Below are 15,816 nucleotides of genomic sequence, written 5' to 3' on the forward strand. Positions count from 1 at the left end.
GGTTTGTAAACATCTTACGTTGTAAAGAGAACCCGACCGCCGGACAGAAAGATTCAATTGGACATTGGTCTTGTTAACTTAGCAGAGATGGGAGCGGAGTCACTCGAAGAAAAAATCCGCAAGGGTGTAAATAACCCGATCGAGGCCGTGAAATATCTCACCACCCCAATTATAAAGGGAACAACACTGACATTGTCATCAAGTTTTCCGCTGGGTGAGAATTTTTTCAAAAAAGATTGGGACCTACTTATTATCCTTGACACGTGCCGGCCGGACGCTCTGCGGTCAGTCGCAAGTGAGTACTCATATTTAAACGAGGATGAGATTGGAGAAACCATTTCAGTTGGCACATCTACACTCGAGTGGACTGCTGCTACGTTTATAGAGAGATATAAAAATGAGATTTCCGATACCGCTCTTGTTTCTGCAAATGGATGGCCGATGCGGATTCTTGATGACGGATATCGGCCAGAGATGAGATTTCGGGCTTCTTCGGCGCCGACCAACTGGGGAACTGTTGACAACAGTTCGCTTGGGAGACACATACCAGCTTGGCGATATGGAGAGGGGCGATCGGGTTACTCTCAGCAGCCCCAAGCGGACGCTGAAACTGTGGTGGATATAGTGATTGATGTCGGTCGAAGAGATGAGTTTGACCGTGTCATAGCTCACATTATCGAACCACATTATCCGTTCTCTGCTGCAGCAGCCAAACGTGGGGCAGCAGAATTGTCCCAATCGGAACAATACCCTTGGGAATATGTGAGAAGGACTGGAGATAAGCACACAGTTTGGAATAAATACCTTACTGAACTTCGGTCAGGGCTTGATGCCGTTGGCCGCCTATTGAACAATTTTGAAGCGGAGAGGACCCTAATTTCGGCAGACCATGGAGAGTGTTTTGGAGAGTGGGGACGATGGGGTCACACGAGTGGCTCATTCAATCCATATCTTCGGCGTGTGCCGATTACAGAAGTCAAAGCAAGCGACAAAAATACAAGTGAGCCAGAAATTGGTGTTGAAAACACTGAGATCAATTTAGAAGAAAACTTGCGCTCGCTCGGCTACATGTGAAAAAGGAGGTGATTCCGGTGAGAGATGGCCAAACTAAAGTTCTCATATTTACGTTCAGCACAAGGGGAGCCACCAGTGATTACCCCGTTAAACTCGCAAACGGTCTTGCTGGCCTTGTGGAAGTCCATGTCGTCTGCCCTGACAGTACAGACATTCAGGAACTATTTCATGATGAAGTCAGGACTCACCCGTACCAGACGGAGCTGAAGTCCGGGATCCGTTCATTCACGACCGGAATTCAAGGCCTTTCCGAGCAATTCAGGCTTGTGCGAGAAATTTCCCCGGATGTAATCCACTTCCCATTCCTCACGCCACTCCGGTCGGTGACCCTTCTTCCGCTTCTTGCCACGCTAAAAACGCCGATGGTCGGAACGATACACGACCCAATTTCTCACAGCGGAATGCAAGTTGGACCAAGAAACATGGACCTCGGAGGGCGGGTGAACGCAGTCGCTAGCCACCTTCTGGATCAGATTATCGTACACGGGCAGGCCTGCCGGAAACAGGCGTCTGGGCTATGGTACCCGACAGACCGAATCTCGATTGTTCCACATGGACTGTTTGATCACTTTACAGAGTACGACTACGAGAGTGCACAGACAGAAGATGACACCGTGTTGTTTTTCGGTAATATCAGGCCAAACAAGGGATACGACAGAATCCCAGAGATATTAGATCGGGTCGAAGAATTCGTTCCAGAAATAACTGCACTCATCGCCGGCAGCCCCTCAAATGCCCGGACTGTCGACACAAATCGTATTGAACGGACCATTAAAAAGCTTGAAGATGACGACCGGATCGAGTTGCATAATCGGTTTATACCAAATGAAGAAGTCGGGACGTTTTTTTCACGTGCAACAGTGACTGTTCTGCCATATTATGATGCCAGTTTCAGTGGTGTCGCAATGATCGCATATGCTTTCGGGGTACCGATAGTCGCGACCGATGTCGGTGATGTTGGCCGTCTGGTACGAGCAGATAAGAGTGGAATCGTTACTGAAAACGGGTCGCGCGCAGTGGCAGACGGAATTACAGAACTACTCACAGATGAAACACGGAGGCGAGAATGTCGAGAAAATATTATTATGAATCGTAGTCGTTACCAATGGGAGAATATCGCACGCGAAGTCATAGACGTGTATCGAACTGCGGTACAGGAATAACCGATGGTTAAATATCAGATACTATCGCACAATCGAAATGCCAGTCTATGAACGTTCTATTAGTAAACGCTCAGTTTGATACTGACTCTGCAAGTGGCGCGCGGAACTACGTTTACAGGACTGGTACGGCACTTCAGGAACGTGGTCACAAGATTTCAGTACTCACGACGAGACCGTATAGCGGTCGAGAGTCGCTATCACCGAGTCGAACTACAGAGGCAGGACTCGATGTGTGGCGGTTCTATCCGGCAAACCTCTCGCATCGCGGTGAAGGAACAGGCAGAAATCCGGTAAGCAAAGGTCTCTGGCACGGGATTGATGCCATCAATCCGCACAGTAGGCATGCGGTCGAAAAAGTGCTAGATCAGATTGAACCGGATGTCGTCCACACCAATAACCTCGTAGGTATCTCACCATCAATCGGGAGCGTGATCGCCAATTGGGACGTCCGTCACATCCATACACTCCACGATTACAGCCTGATCTGCCCAAAGAGCAACCTCCTACGAAAACTAACCGCCCCTGACGAAGAACGAATCGTCTGTGAAGACCCGCCAGCTCCCTGTCGCCTCCTCGCTCGGCAGAAACGTAAAAGACTTGGGGATCCAGACGTAGTTACCGGCCCTAGCCAACACGTCATTGATGTACATCGTCGACATGGGTTTTTCAATGACTCACACTGTGAGCGTGTCCAACTAGGCGTGGAATCCGTTGTTGACCGTCCACAGAGTGTGCCTGATGATCCAGCTCTCCTCTATGTCGGTGCACAAAAGGAGTCAAAAGGTCTCGATACGCTCTTTGCGGCTGTAGAACAACTTCCCAACGTAACCACTCATATTTGTGGAGATGGGCCCTATGCCAATGTAACCGAACGTCGGGCATCCGAACTGGACAACGTGGTGTATCACGGGTTCGTCTCCGAGGCAGAACTCACCCGCCTCAGGCAAGAATCAACTGCTTCGGTCGTTCCATCAATTTGGATGGAAAATTCACCATTAACGATTTACGAAAGTTTCGCGGCTGGGCTCCCCGTTGTCGGCAGTGACATCGGTGGAATTCCGGAGCTTGTCGCAGATGGGAAACGCGGCTACACGTTTGAGCCGAAGTCTACCAGCGGATTCGTCGAAGCGATAGAACAGATACTCGATCACGGACCAGATATGCGGGCAGCAGTCCTCAGGTGGGCAAGGCAGCGGACCATCGAGACACACGTTAGCAATCTCGAAACCCTCTACACCGGATAGTCCCCCCTAACTCCAAACAAATAGCTCTCTGCTAAGTTTGTCGGAAAGATCCAGTATCTGATGGAAATTTACTCCGGCGGGGTACACCGAGACAGGCGAACAACGCCGTTGTCGTAGAGCACGCTATTATCTAGTTGTGAGGTTTTTATTTCAGCATCGGGTCGAGAAGACTGGAGAGTCCGGCAATCGTAGTCTGATCCATATGCCAGTCTATATATACCATTCTTGAGCCAGACGCCAGTCTCCTCCCCGACAACTTTTCCATCTCCATACTTTGCTACCCAGTCACTCGCTGCAAACTGGGACTCGGTAAAATGCTCTTCTTCTAAGGTTGGTTCCGTCGCATCAGTGTACAGCACATCAGGGGAAACCAGTATGAGTTGGGTCAATGCTACCAACACAACAATCACCGCAAGCACCAGTCTGCCACGGCTGAAAGTCTCTTTACGGGTAAGCGTGAATCCAAGAGCCACCAATAGCGTCGGAACCATATAGACGAGATATCTGGAAGGGTCAAGCGGTACTATCGGTCCGAAGACTACAGAGATTCCATAGCCGAGTGCCATAACGGCACCGAACGAACCGGTCACGACTTGCCAACGGTCTCGTCCGGCCGACAGGGAACGAAGTCCAATAACGACGCTCCCCAAAACGGAGAGGAGAAGCAGATTCGAAGGGAGGAACCGCCAGTGGTTTCGGAGGTACTGAATGGCCGGATGTGACACGAGATCATTATCAGATTCCCCCGATGATTCTGTCATTGGAGTGTCGACAGGCGAAGTCGAGGGAGTTCCTCGGGTTCCTTTCGGCGTGGACGTGGACGGGGCTGATTCTGCTGTCGGAGTTGGATCTGCTGAGCGAGGGGTTTTAGTCCCATCAGAAGTCGGTGTGGACGGTGACTCTGCTGTTGGCGTCGGTGTTGCCGTACTATCACTGGGTTCCGGTGCACTCTCACCGCCAAAAGATGGGAGATCAACCGTGGAAATTAGACGAAGCAAAAACTGGGGGGCAATAACAAGAAACATACCTACAAACAATCCACCTGAAAGGGCAGTAATCCCCGAGAAGGGGATTTTCTTCTGTTTCATAACTGTTTGTAATTTGTCAGAGTCTGTGAGATCCCAGAGGACAAGTAAAAATACCGTGAGAAATCCGATATAATGGTGAGCCAGGACCGTCGCAGTAGCGAAGAGGTAGCAGAGGTATTTCGCAGGGCGTCCATCACTAGCTATCAATCGTAGCGACAAGAGTAACGCGAAAAAGAGGACGAAGGCCAGCGATTCGTCAATAAATTTGATTTCAAAAGTGAATAGAGTCCGAACACCAACGAGCCCCATGGCAACGAGGAAAGCAGAGTCATCATCAATCAACTTGCGTGCAAACGCGTAGAGCATGGTCGGGACAATCAGCGTAAACAAGGGGAGAAATCGGCCGAATGAAGATATTTCACCACCAGTTAAGAATTTGATAATCCAAACGAGAGCGTAGAAAGCCGGCCAAGACGCTCTTTTACCGGCAATCCATAGAGGTCCGTGCTCTCGGAACTCAACCGTCGTTTGTAATGTACGGTACGGGTCATAGCCGTAGAATCCGACCTCCAATGGATCAACGACGAGAAGCGCAGGCAATAGAGGTGTTGCGATCAGCAGTGCAACGTTGATACTTATGGGTGTATTGTGTCGAAGGACTAGTGCGGTCGGGAAAACGAAGAGAGTTCCAAGCAGTAGATACAGTGTTACAGTTGGAACACTGCTCCCATGCTGGAATCCGACGAGTGCCGAAACGGCGTACAGCAAGGAGTACACAATCAGGGCCAGTTTTGTGTTCCTATTCATCATTACTTTCACCGGATAAAAAGCAGTTTCTGAGTCGCAGTCCCCAAGGTCCAGCCATGTCAGACCAAGATTCAGTCGGTTTAAAGTCAGTTTTGATATCGGTTTCCCGAAAAGGTTGGAGATAGGACGCGAAGTCGTAGCTTATTTCATGACGAGTCCTGTTACCTCACTCTCGTTAAGTGGGGTTCGGTACAGACGCACGCTATCGACTTGGCCTGTGGCGTAGCGGCCATTAGCTCGACCCCCGACGACGAGTGGGCCACCATCTGGAACACGGCCGAGATCAGAAATATTTCGCGTCGATACAAGCGTTCCATTACGATAGAGGCGAAGTTCGTTATTCGACCGGTCGACAGTGAACGCGATATGAGTCCAGTTGTCGAACGATGTCTGTTCTATTCCGAAGTTTCTTACACGGTTGCCTGATTGGTCGGCAACCGCGACACCGAAGCGGTTTGTTTCTTTTTGTGCCCAAACTCCATATCCCTGTGTGTTTTCACCCTCTTGTGTCAGCACGTGCGGGAAAGGCTGTTGGGTTGACGCGACGTCTCCCCGTACCCAGAGTCCAACAGTAAACGAGGCGGTTGACAAGGAACCATGATTTGGACTCTCAACGACAACAGAACTATTTCCTCTATCGAACGACAATGCCGATCCACGTACCCCATCAATCCACGAAGCTCCCTCAATCTCACCCGTTGCATCAGTGAGTGCGTCCTCAGTTACTGATCCACTCCCCTCATCAAACGCCCAGTGTGAGTGATAGGGGCCGCTGAATTGCCCCTGTGTGACCTCCGTGCCCGACACAGTGAGTTCCTGCCCACCGATCTGGTAGTCGCCGCGATACGGTACAGTTACTCCGTACTCACCGTAACGGTTTGTCGTTACCTCACGACGGTAGGTAACGGACCGGTTTTCGACAGTCGAATTTGTCACGATGGAGAGCGTCTGGTTAGCGCCAGCAACTCCGGTGATGCGTGCCCCAGAAACGTACGCGAACACCTTCGGCGAGCCACCATCACCGATGTGGACAGGGCGGTACCGTCCCAGCCCCGGCACGCCCTCACCACGACTTCCAAGGTTGGTATGGAGCCGTGACTGTACCGCCGTTGGCGGTCCCGCCGAAGAAGTGGTCACGACGTACCCGGTACCGTGTTCGTCAAGAACATTTTCAATGTTCCTAATTTCACTCGGTTCCTGAGCGCGCATCAGTTCGGCGTAGTTCTGGCGTGCAAAGCCATAACTCTCGGATTCTCCGTTAACAAAGTAATTATATACTCGGTTTCGGCCCCAATTGCTCAGCACATAATTCTCAGGGTATGACACCTCACGCACACTATCATGCTCCCCGATCCAAGCGGCCGTCTCATAGGTTGAGTCGTCAACAGCGATCTGTGACTGCTTGATTCCAGCCTGAACAACCCCCAGCCCAGATATCAACAAGAATAAAACAGTCAGCACCCCGAGTGTGTTCGCGCTTGGGAGTGACACCGCCCGGAGTGCCGGTTCATCGTCGGGGCCCTGTGGACGCCCGCCATCACTACTCGTGGGGCCACCGAGCACAGCGGGCCGTTCAGTCGCGTCAATGACCGTCGCCAAGTGGAGGAATCCAACCCCACCGAACACCGCGGTAAACAATGAGAGCTGGCCGGCAAACCGGGACTGGACGACCGCCAATAAAAGGAAAAACCAGCCGAACGTCGCCGTAGCAAGCCAGTCTGGCTGGGACCGGCTGACCGCAGTCCGAGTTCCCCAGACCAGGTACGGGATTGCCAGGAAGAAGACGAACCCGAACAGTAGAATCGGTGCAACAATACTCCCTAATTCGCCACTGAAGATCGAATAGGTCTCAGCGATTTCGGATTGGCCTGTCCGAGAAACGTACGACATTAGCTGGTCAAACGCGCTGCCGAACGCTGGGAGTACGGCAAGTGCAACGAAGAATCCGATCAGTCCAGCCAGGGCCTCACCGACGGTCAAGACCCACGCCGAGAGGCCCGCACGCTCGGCCGCGACACCGAGCACAACGACGGCCACGCAGCCGGTGAACAACAGTGCAGGCGCGAACGCCCGGTAGACCGGAGCCCAGCCAAACAGTAAATGTGGGAGAGCAGCCAGAAGTGCGCCGAGCGTGACGCCCAGTAAGACCGGCCCATTACCATTGATCGGGGACCGGCCGTCATGGACATCCAAAGCGACGCGAGCAGCCAGATATAGCCCGACCGGGATGCTCAACAGTGGGCCACCACGCCAGGCATGGGCCTGAGCTGCGATGCCAACACCGAGGCCGACAACCGGGATCCACTTGCCCGGTGAATCGGGAAGCACCGTCTCGCGGTCAACTCGCTGGCCGGCCAGCGCCACGAGCGCCAATGCTGTCAGCCCAACCCAAACGTAGTCGAATGCGTGATGATCGCCGAAACCCAGTGCAGTCCGGTAAGCATGGGTCGGCGTAAACGCAAGCAGTAGAATTGCTGCCAAACCGATTCGGCGGTCCTCGGTCAGTCGGACAGCGATGAGATATACTAACAGCGCGGTAACCACGCCCGCAAGCACGGGGAGCCAGGCGAGAGTGAGCCCGACTGCAGTCGCATCGCCACCCAGTAGCGCACTGGTCCACCAGACGGTGAGGATATAGAGCGTATCGTGGCCAGAGATACGACCCGATACCTGGTTAAGCGACCCCAGGTCAAACAGTCCGAGCCCGCTCGCGAGAAGCTGTTCGCCCCAGTAGCGGTACAGGTATGGATCGTTGCCCGCGAGGACGATGTCGCCGTTGCGGAATACCGATCCCCACATGAGGACGACTCGCGTGAGAGCCACGATCAAGAGCGCGCCGGCTAGCAACCCAACACTCCGCCGATCAACGGATCGGTGGGAGAGCCAGCTAGTCACAGTCCCGACCTCAAGACCGGCCGTTTTTTCCGCGGGTCCGGTGTCGTCCTCGGGCGCGGCGTCATTGGGGCCCGCATCCAGCGCCAGCCGGACAGCCTCACGGTCAGCCAGCCGGTAACCGCCGTCAGTCTCTTCGACGATACCACGTGAGACCACCTCGCCGAACTGACCAGAGTCCAGCGGGATATCCTCGAACTCGAAGGGGCCGTCGGTGTCCGCGTCCAGAACCGCTTGGAGGGCATCTTCCAGTTCCGGGGAGTCCGCGAGGAGCGACTCTGTTGCCTCGCGTACATCTGTCATGATTCGGCAAACCAGTTACAGAGGTATAAATCCATCCGAGTCCCATTCTATCGGCCGAGAACCACAAGACGACAGCTGGATCAACCTGAACGGGCTCGTCGACTCGCATCGAAATAGGTATCTGTACAGTCGTCTCGCTAACAGTTATGTGGCCCTGGGGACACGCTGCAGTCGGCTACCTGCTCTATTCACTGGGCTGTCAGGCTACTGGCCGGCGGGTAGTCGCTGCGCCGGGTCTCGCACTCGCTGTTGGGACGCAGTTCCCTGATCTCGTCGATAAGCCACTGGGCTGGACGTTGGGCATCCTCCCAGGTGGGCGGACCCTTGCACACTCACTGTTGACATTTGTTATAGTCTCATTCCTTCTGGGTCTGTTGGCCCGTCGGTACGGTAGGGCGGAACTGGGTGTCGCCTTTGTTGTGGGGTATCTTTCGCACACTCTCTCTGACGGACTGTATGCAGTCATCGAAGGCGAGATCCAGTCACTCTCGTACCTGCTGTGGCCTCTGTTTACAATGCCACCAGTGGAGACTGCACAGACATTCTCCGCACACTTTGCTACGCTTGTACTTGGCCCGTACGTTCTGTTCGAACTACTGCTAGTCTGTCTGGCAGCGATTCGTTGGTACGTCGATGGCCGACCCGGTCTAGAAGGGGCTCGGCGGCTCGTGCATAGTGGTCACAACCGTTTACAGGGGTTTGCTGAGTAGTGGATGGGGTGGCCGACACGAGAGTGTACAGAGATACTAACTTTATTTCCGGATAAATACCTCTGAGAACGTGGAAGCTGTCGTACTTGCCACTGGCGATGGTAAACGGCTGTGCCCGCTCCCAGAAGGTGAACTAAAGAGCATTATCAAAATTGCTGGAAAGCCGATCATAGCCTTCGAGAGGCTCATCACCTCGGTGCCGACAGATTGCTCGTCGTCGGCTACAAAAAGCAGATCATCATCAACCACTTGGAGGACGAGTTTGATGGTATCCCGACCAGCTTATCCGTCAGCGCGAGGAGGAGCTAACGCACGCGCTGCTAACTGTTGAGAAGCCGCTCAAGCGTAGTGATCGCCGGCTTCTACACGTTCATGCTGGCGATCTTCAACGGCTGTCACCTCGTCCAGCCCTCCAACCGCAATAAATAGGAGGTTTTGAACGCGGTCGACCTACTGCGGCCGGACTATCGACGCCATCAGCGTGGACGGCTGGCGTAACGACATCGACGATCCCGACGACCGCAGCAAAACTGAGGAGACACTACGGGGCGAAGTTGATCCAAAACTTGCTGTAGAGACACTAACACAGAGTCAGCAGTGATACAGCTCGCTTGGAACAGCTATTGCGGCTACAGTACAGCAGCATACGCTACACTACTACTCAGATTCGCCGCATCGTCAACACGACTTCTCGACCGGTCACCCGCCAGTTACAGCCAGTCCACACCGCTTCGATGCGCTCGAAGCCCTCGTCCGCCCGCTCTCTGAATTCGATTTTCCGTTTGGGACCTCGGACAGGCTCGTAGACAAAGCCGTTGGCGTCGGCGACAGACAGCCCGCTCATGCGCTTGCCTCCAGCGTGTTCACCAGATCGTCGACGATGGATCCGCCCACGTGTGGCCCAACCGACCAGCCACGTTCGTCCTGCGTGTAGTCTGTCCACTCCGAAAGCATCTGGAACGGCGTTGCTGCGAGTTCGACTTTCGCTACCTCGTTGTCTTGGATAACGACCACTGCTTGCTCGTAGCCATCCCAGTAATGCGCTGCATCGGCGCCATCAATACCGACGAAATGTGGGCGCTGGGTGAGTAAATCGCGTGCGATACGTTCTTGTGGGGTTGCTTTCCTAGTTACCATTGGTCTCAGTTAGGACCACGCGCCTCGGTGCTCTAACACCGGGGCGATTTCACTTTACCAGTAGAAATCGACCAACAGTGCGCATGTCCCTATGTAGTAGGAACTATCTGTGAGTACTTAGGGATTGCGGGATACTTTGCAAAATGAGGATTAGTTGGTTCCGTAGTACCGGTCCCGGCCTTTCTCAGTCGCGATGTTGTATCCTTTACTCTCGTCAGTTCGCTCAACTAGTCCCTCTTCGCGTAGTTCCTGCAGATAATTATCTACACTACGCCGCTCAAAGGTTGCACCGCGTCGTTTGAGGTTGTCGAATATTACAGCAGGCGGGAGTTCCAGACCCGACTCTACGAGGAGCCCCAGAACCATCCGCTTCCGCTCCTCTTTACCCATATTAGAACCGTTGCCACGGATGGGCAAATTATCTCCGGAGTTGACGAAGCTGTTGGACGAATCACTTCTTTGGCCTTTATCGAACATATTTGCATTATATTCTGCAAACCATTAAGTAGTTCCGCCATTGACTATCAGAGCAAGCCGACGCGTCGCTCCTTGGGTGTCACTCTGAAAACCGAGTGCGACGCCGTGCTAAGGACACGGGCGTCGCGTTGGCCTCACAGCCGCATGCAAGCAAATGTTCCGGGGAGTCTTGAAACCTCCCCACGACCGGTCCAGAGAGTTCCGACCACGAGCCACTGCCACTCGCAGGATACTGACATCCATCTCGATCCTGAGCCTGAGCCCCCAAGGAGACACAGACACCACTCAGAAGCCACGCAGTAATCCCCTGAACTGACCCACTGACCGGTTCGCCTGCCCGAGGAGCACTGCTGCTCGTCTGGTGAGCGACAGCTCTCGTCACTGTCCGTACCGTGGTCGGCTCGCTTGGTTCGATTCCAAGTGCGGACCTGTGAACACTCACAACCCGGGAACCGACAGCCCCGACGACCGCGACAGAGCACTTGCCAACGAACTCGGTCTGGATATCGGTCAGGGCACGCCCAAAGACACCGACGGCCTCCTCTCGACTCTCGCCGACCGAGACACCGACCCAGTACTGCTCACGCTCTTAGAACACCTCCTCGAAGAAAACACTCGACTCCAAGACCGCTTCGACGAACTCGAAGCCACCCAAGACCGGACCCACGATATCGCCACCACGGCGAGCGCGAAAGCGGAAACCAACGCATCTCACCTCGAAAGCGTGGAAGACAAACACAAACGTACCCACGACGTTGCAACAAGCGCCATCGCGAAGGCCCAGCAACTAGAAGCCAACGCCGATCACCAGGAGGACGCCGAAGCGCTCCCACACGGCGTCGAACCAAGCTCTTCCCCACTGGACTTCTTCGCGAACTGCCGTCAATCGAAACTCAAGGAGATGTTCGTCGAGCAGTCGAACCGCCAGAACACCTACCGAGCGATTGCCGTCGCCAAACGCTGGCCGGAGTTCGCCACCAAACGCAGTGACGGGAGCGGCGTGTTCATGACCAAAGATGACATGACAACAGCGTTGACTGCTCACCTCGGACGAACACCCCACCGCCAGACTGTTGCCCGTGTGTGGGAGAACCTTCTCGAACTCGGCGGACGTGACCTCCGCGAAAAGACCCGCCAGGTGGGACGGAGACAGGAGCCAACCCAAATCATCGAGATGGGTATAGACACGGCTGAGGGGCTTCGCGAAAAGCGTTACGTTGGTCTCGACCTATTGGATGGGACTGACCGAAAAACGACCACTGGGGGCGTCACGCCCGTTGTGACAGGAGAACCTGCCCAAGCCCTGTGACGAGGGAAGCAATCAGCTACCAAGCGCACACCTAAGCATTCACCGACGCCGTAGACAGCCCTCGTCCGCACGAATACGGGCGTTCACTAGCTGCAGGTATAGGGAGGAAATCCTGTGTTTCAGAGTTCGTAGAACGGATGTAACGAACGCAGCGCCCGAGGAAATGATTCCCGCGTCACAACGGGTGTGACAGATTGCTCCCCCAGAACTCTCCGCTGTATGGCGCGCAAAGACTAACTGGTGTATCCCATCGGAGGTATCTGCATTTGGAGAGCTTTGAGAGCTAACGGTCGTCCTGAAAACACGAGTGGGAAAAGTGTCCCGCCGGTGAATCCTCCCCAAACAGGATTACCCCTCTGTCATCAACGTGTCGTCCGACGCTAGTCAGCTGCCTGCACAACCGGCAGAAGGCCGCGACCGAGCGGAGCGGTCGCATAGGACGACCGTAGGGAGGACCCTCGCAATGCAGAGCGGTCACAGCTCCAGCAGCGCCGGCGGTCGCCTGTTGTAGTACTATTGCTGGTCCCACAGCGTATCGATGCGTTCCTCGATTCGGTCAAAGACGAGTTGGCCCATGTCACGATGGTCGGCTGGCCACTGGGCATCCACTGCGTCGGTACGGCTGGCAGCCGGCGGCGGATGGAAGTGATCTCGCGAGTTGTGGACGTTTGGATGGCGATCCCATCGACACTCCCACACGCTATCTTGTCGCGTCTCTTGGTAGTGAATATTGAAATCGTCGTTGCGGTACCAGCGAATCTCGAAGCGTGCGGATGCACTCCCAGCGAAGTAGGCATCGGACAGTTCGGCATGGAGGGACAGTTTCCCTTCCTCGACGATTTGGGCCGATTCGAACATACGACTCCCAGCAAATCGGGAGCGTAGCCGCGCTAACACAGAGCGATCTATCGGCGCGGGACTCGCGCCGTCGTCCACTGGCACCATCATCAGCTATGTGATGGGGCCGTCGATCCGGCGACCTTTCGTCGGGCGCGCTCGTGAAGGCGACGCTCTTCGATGGCGGTAGCCCAGTCACCGAGTTCCACGTACACGTCGTCGACACGCTCCGCATCGAACTCGAGGACATTGACCTCGGCGGGCGAGTCAGAACCGTACCGATCGCGGTAGTCCTCAATCTGGCTAGTCAGCGCTGAGACGCGAGTCTGTAACTCCTCAGTGCTGTTCGCTCGTGCCAGTTCGTTCACCCGCCGCCATTCGAAGTAATCGTCGTTGCGCTCATACCTAGCTGGCCGGCCCTCGTGTTGGATGACAATGCCGAGGTCAGCGTAAAAAGACAGGTGTGTCCGAGCAGACTCCGCCGAACAGTCCGCTTGCTCGGCGATCTCCGCGGCTGTCATCGGTTCTCGGGCGTGCAGCACCGCCCCGTATACCCGCTGCTTTGTGTCTTCGCCTTCGAACGGCCTATCAAATGGGGGCGGGCCGTCGCGACGGGTGTCGTCTGCCATACGTCTACCAACGGAATTGGAATACATATTTCTTTCCACAGCAAAAATATATTGGCTGTTTCCAGTCACCCCCGGTCATCCTACGCTACTTCCCGGATTGGACCTACCCGTCAACGAGGGAGACTGCCATCCGACGCCAGTCGGCTGCCTGCACAGACGCCATAAGGCCGCGACCGAGCGGAGCGGCCGCATAGGACGACCGCAGGGAGGACCCTCCCAATGCGAGGCGGTCGCCGTGGGTATCCTGTCTCTCTGCCAGATTGTCTCCCAAGTGCAGGAGGAACAGTCCGAACAGCGTCGACGGTTCGAGAGTTACGAGTATAGAAAATACTTTAGAGTATCATACTCCAAAGTACGATTCTAGAAAGTATTATAATCTACAAGAGTATAGACAAATCATGGTAGAGTTCGTAAATCGAGCAGAAGAACTCTCTCGGCTGGATTCTCTATATGAGTCCGAGGTAGCTGAACTCGCCGTGATATTCGGACGACGTCGACTTGGGAAAACAGCGCTGGTCAAACAATCTCTCGAAGAATATGATAACGCCGTGGTGTATCAGGCGAAACAGAAAACCACAGACCTGCAGCTCCAGCAGTTCATCGACGCGGCTTCTGACACATATCCGGGCGTGAAACGAATTAGAGAGGACTGGGAGGACGTTCTGGGGTACCTCGCTGAAGAGGATGCGATTATCGTTCTCGACGAATTTCCATATCTCGTTGAACAAGACGAGAGTCTTCCGTCCGTGTTACAAGCGATGTTCGATCACGAACTCGATGAGTCTGCTGCGACGTTCGTGCTTGTCGGGTCGTCAATCAGTATGATGGAAGAGGCTGCGCTACTTGGCAATAGTCCACTGTATGGCCGCTCGTCGCTCAAGTTAGATATCAGACAGCTCCCGTTTGCAGCTGCGATGGAATTTTTCGATGACGCCTATACTGCGGCTGAACAAGTCCTTACATGGGGTGTCTTCGGTGGTGTTCCATACTATCTTGAGGAGGTCTTACCTGGGGCCTCACTCGGGGAAAACGTTCAGGAGACAATCCTCTCCCGACACGGGACGCTCCATGACGAACCAGACTACGTCCTCCGTATGGAACTCAGAGAACCGACGCGGTACTTCTCGATTCTTGAGGCAATTGCAGGTGGGAGCACAAGCCGGAGCGAAATTGCGGGGACGACTGGTATCGCATACAACCAGCTCTCAAAGTATCTCAATCGGTTGTCTCGGCTCCGTTTGGTTACTCAGCACGTTCCGATCACAGAGCAAAAAGAACGGAGTAAGCGGAGTCGGTATCGTATCCGGGACCCGTTCTTCCGCTTTTGGTTCCACTTTGTCTACGGCACCGGAGCGCAATATGACGAACTCGGTGCCGATGCGTATGAAACACTAATCGAACCTGAGTTGCCAGATTTTGTTAGTCGATCGTTTGAAGAGCTTTCTTGTTCGGCACTGCGCGCCCTCTACCCAGAGCATACTATTACACAGACTGGGCAATGGTGGTATGATGACCACGAGATAGACGTTGTTGGTCTTACCACTTCCGAGACGCTGATTGTTGGTGAGTGTAAGTTCCAACAATCACCGCTGGGATACGATGCACTCTCGAAACTTGAGAGCCACACTGCAGAACTCAGGTGGACGCCCGACTCTGGCGGAGACCGTACTGAGAAATATGCGCTGTTCTCGCGTAGTGGGTTCACATCGTCAGTCGAAGCGGCTGCTGCAGAACGCGATGACCTCCGACTCTTCACCGTTGGAGATGTTGTGACGGCGCTAGATGGGTCAGACATCAGTGAGTGACGAGCCGTGGACATTCGGATGATACTCCGATACCAATCGGCTACCTGCACAGCCGCCACAAGGCCGTGACCGAGTGGAGCGGCCGCATGGGACGACCGGAGGGAGGACCCTCCCAATGCGGGGCGGTCACCGTGAGCGTCCCGTTCGTTGTATTGGTTGGTCCGCAAAACCGTGACTCAGTTTCATCCCGAGGCGAGTGAGACAAGTATTTATTCCGTTACAAAACCATCTCTCGTGTATGAAGGAACCGCGCTCCGAACTGAAAGCAGGCGATGAGGAGCGTCAAGATCCGCCGGATTTCGATGGTCTCGTACCTCCAACCGAACTAGTCGCTGGAGAGTAGCGCGGGATAACCCGTCAGTTATCAACTCGCGGTCAAGCCCGGCGTAATCTCTTCGAAG

General features: G+C 54.4%; 13 protein-coding genes and 2 pseudogenes. 8 read left to right on the forward strand and 7 right to left on the reverse strand.

The features are described from left to right. The first annotated feature begins 87 nt into the window (after positions 1 to 87). The 4 genes and pseudogenes from P1L40_RS05960 to P1L40_RS05970 all read left to right on the forward strand — a co-directional run bounded on the left by P1L40_RS05960 (position 88) and on the right by P1L40_RS05970 (position 3,481). Entirely contained in the window at positions 88 to 1,074 is a 987-nt protein-coding gene (locus P1L40_RS05960; RefSeq protein ID WP_284010413.1) for a hypothetical protein, read from the forward strand. Then, a complete protein-coding gene (locus tag P1L40_RS05965; RefSeq protein WP_284010414.1) occupies positions 1,071 to 2,237 on the forward strand; it encodes a glycosyltransferase family 4 protein in 1,167 nt (388 codons plus the stop codon). The genes P1L40_RS05960 and P1L40_RS05965 overlap by 4 nt, the downstream gene beginning before the upstream one ends. A gap of 47 nt (positions 2,238 to 2,284) precedes the next feature. Continuing rightward, a pseudogene (locus P1L40_RS23485) lies at positions 2,285 to 2,881 on the forward strand (glycosyltransferase); the annotation flags it as partial. An 87-nt stretch (positions 2,882 to 2,968) separates the two neighbouring features. Further along, a complete protein-coding gene (locus P1L40_RS05970) occupies positions 2,969 to 3,481 on the forward strand; it encodes a glycosyltransferase family 4 protein (protein ID WP_284010415.1) in 513 nt (170 codons plus the stop codon). Between the two features lie 68 nt (positions 3,482 to 3,549). On the opposite strand, the gene P1L40_RS05975 is transcribed toward P1L40_RS05970, so the two are convergent. Then, positions 3,550 to 5,316 (reverse strand): hypothetical protein, encoded by a 1,767-nt coding sequence (locus P1L40_RS05975; RefSeq protein ID WP_284010416.1) that lies wholly within the window; start codon positions 5,314 to 5,316, stop codon positions 3,550 to 3,552. Between the two features lie 141 nt (positions 5,317 to 5,457). Next, on the reverse strand, positions 5,458 to 8,511 hold the full coding sequence (locus P1L40_RS05980) for a LamG-like jellyroll fold domain-containing protein (protein ID WP_284010417.1): 3,054 nt from the start codon (positions 8,509 to 8,511) through the stop codon (positions 5,458 to 5,460). A 146-nt stretch (positions 8,512 to 8,657) separates the two neighbouring features. Here P1L40_RS05980 and P1L40_RS05985 point away from each other — a divergent pair, with 146 nt between their 5' ends. After that, on the forward strand, positions 8,658 to 9,221 hold the full coding sequence (locus P1L40_RS05985) for a metal-dependent hydrolase (protein ID WP_284010418.1): 564 nt from the start codon (positions 8,658 to 8,660) through the stop codon (positions 9,219 to 9,221). A 70-nt stretch (positions 9,222 to 9,291) separates the two neighbouring features. Next, positions 9,292 to 9,822, forward strand: a pseudogene (locus P1L40_RS05990) (sugar phosphate nucleotidyltransferase). Positions 9,823 to 9,882: 60 nt separating this feature from the next. Here P1L40_RS05990 and P1L40_RS05995 read toward each other — a convergent pair. The 3 genes from P1L40_RS05995 to P1L40_RS06005 form a co-directional block, all read right to left on the reverse strand. After that, positions 9,883 to 10,065, reverse strand: coding sequence for a hypothetical protein (locus tag P1L40_RS05995; protein WP_284010419.1), 183 nt, complete (start codon positions 10,063 to 10,065; stop codon positions 9,883 to 9,885). Beyond that, positions 10,062 to 10,358, reverse strand: coding sequence for a hypothetical protein (locus P1L40_RS06000; protein WP_284010420.1), 297 nt, complete (start codon positions 10,356 to 10,358; stop codon positions 10,062 to 10,064). Before P1L40_RS06000 ends, P1L40_RS05995 begins: the two co-directional genes overlap by 4 nt. A 150-nt stretch (positions 10,359 to 10,508) precedes the next feature. Next, on the reverse strand, positions 10,509 to 10,748 hold the full coding sequence (locus tag P1L40_RS06005; RefSeq protein WP_220620901.1) for a hypothetical protein: 240 nt from the start codon (positions 10,746 to 10,748) through the stop codon (positions 10,509 to 10,511). 517 nt (positions 10,749 to 11,265) lie between these two features. On the opposite strand from P1L40_RS06005, the gene P1L40_RS06010 reads away from it, so the two are divergent. Beyond that, positions 11,266 to 12,144 carry a hypothetical protein gene (locus tag P1L40_RS06010; protein ID WP_284010421.1) on the forward strand — a complete coding sequence of 293 codons (879 nt, stop codon included), beginning with the start codon at positions 11,266 to 11,268 and terminating at the stop codon, positions 12,142 to 12,144. A 513-nt stretch (positions 12,145 to 12,657) separates the two neighbouring features. Here P1L40_RS06010 and P1L40_RS06015 read toward each other — a convergent pair. Both P1L40_RS06015 and P1L40_RS06020 read right to left on the reverse strand, forming a co-directional pair. Continuing rightward, positions 12,658 to 13,002 (reverse strand): toxin-antitoxin system TumE family protein, encoded by a 345-nt coding sequence (locus tag P1L40_RS06015; protein ID WP_284010422.1) that lies wholly within the window; start codon positions 13,000 to 13,002, stop codon positions 12,658 to 12,660. Between the two features lie 89 nt (positions 13,003 to 13,091). Beyond that, on the reverse strand, positions 13,092 to 13,610 hold the full coding sequence (locus P1L40_RS06020; protein ID WP_284010423.1) for a DUF7342 family protein: 519 nt from the start codon (positions 13,608 to 13,610) through the stop codon (positions 13,092 to 13,094). Between the two features lie 398 nt (positions 13,611 to 14,008). Here P1L40_RS06020 and P1L40_RS06025 point away from each other — a divergent pair, with 398 nt between their 5' ends. Beyond that, positions 14,009 to 15,415 carry an ATP-binding protein gene (locus P1L40_RS06025; RefSeq protein ID WP_284010424.1) on the forward strand — a complete coding sequence of 469 codons (1,407 nt, stop codon included), beginning with the start codon at positions 14,009 to 14,011 and terminating at the stop codon, positions 15,413 to 15,415. Positions 15,416 to 15,816: the final 401 nt, after the last annotated feature.

The sequence above is a fragment of the Haloarcula pelagica genome (genome assembly GCF_030127105.1).
Taxonomy (GTDB): domain Archaea; phylum Halobacteriota; class Halobacteria; order Halobacteriales; family Haloarculaceae; genus Haloarcula; species Haloarcula pelagica.

Bases quoted from the DNA above. Each gene is read 5' to 3' on its own strand.
- P1L40_RS06005 (WP_220620901.1), bottom strand. From the start codon at position 10,748: ATGGGTAAAGAGGAGCGGAAGCGGATGGTTCTGGGGCTCCTCGTAGAG.
- P1L40_RS05985 (WP_284010418.1), top strand. From the start codon at position 8,658: ATGTGGCCCTGGGGACACGCTGCAGTCGGCTACCTGCTCTATTCACTG.
- P1L40_RS06000 (WP_284010420.1), bottom strand. From the start codon at position 10,358: ATGGTAACTAGGAAAGCAACCCCACAAGAACGTATCGCACGCGATTTA.
- P1L40_RS06015 (WP_284010422.1), bottom strand. From the start codon at position 13,002: ATGTTCGAATCGGCCCAAATCGTCGAGGAAGGGAAACTGTCCCTCCAT.
- P1L40_RS05960 (WP_284010413.1), top strand. From the start codon at position 88: ATGGGAGCGGAGTCACTCGAAGAAAAAATCCGCAAGGGTGTAAATAAC.
- P1L40_RS05975 (WP_284010416.1), bottom strand. From the start codon at position 5,316: ATGAATAGGAACACAAAACTGGCCCTGATTGTGTACTCCTTGCTGTAC.
- P1L40_RS05995 (WP_284010419.1), bottom strand. From the start codon at position 10,065: ATGAGCGGGCTGTCTGTCGCCGACGCCAACGGCTTTGTCTACGAGCCT.
- P1L40_RS06020 (WP_284010423.1), bottom strand. From the start codon at position 13,610: ATGGCAGACGACACCCGTCGCGACGGCCCGCCCCCATTTGATAGGCCG.
- P1L40_RS05980 (WP_284010417.1), bottom strand. From the start codon at position 8,511: ATGACAGATGTACGCGAGGCAACAGAGTCGCTCCTCGCGGACTCCCCG.
- P1L40_RS06025 (WP_284010424.1), top strand. From the start codon at position 14,009: ATGGTAGAGTTCGTAAATCGAGCAGAAGAACTCTCTCGGCTGGATTCT.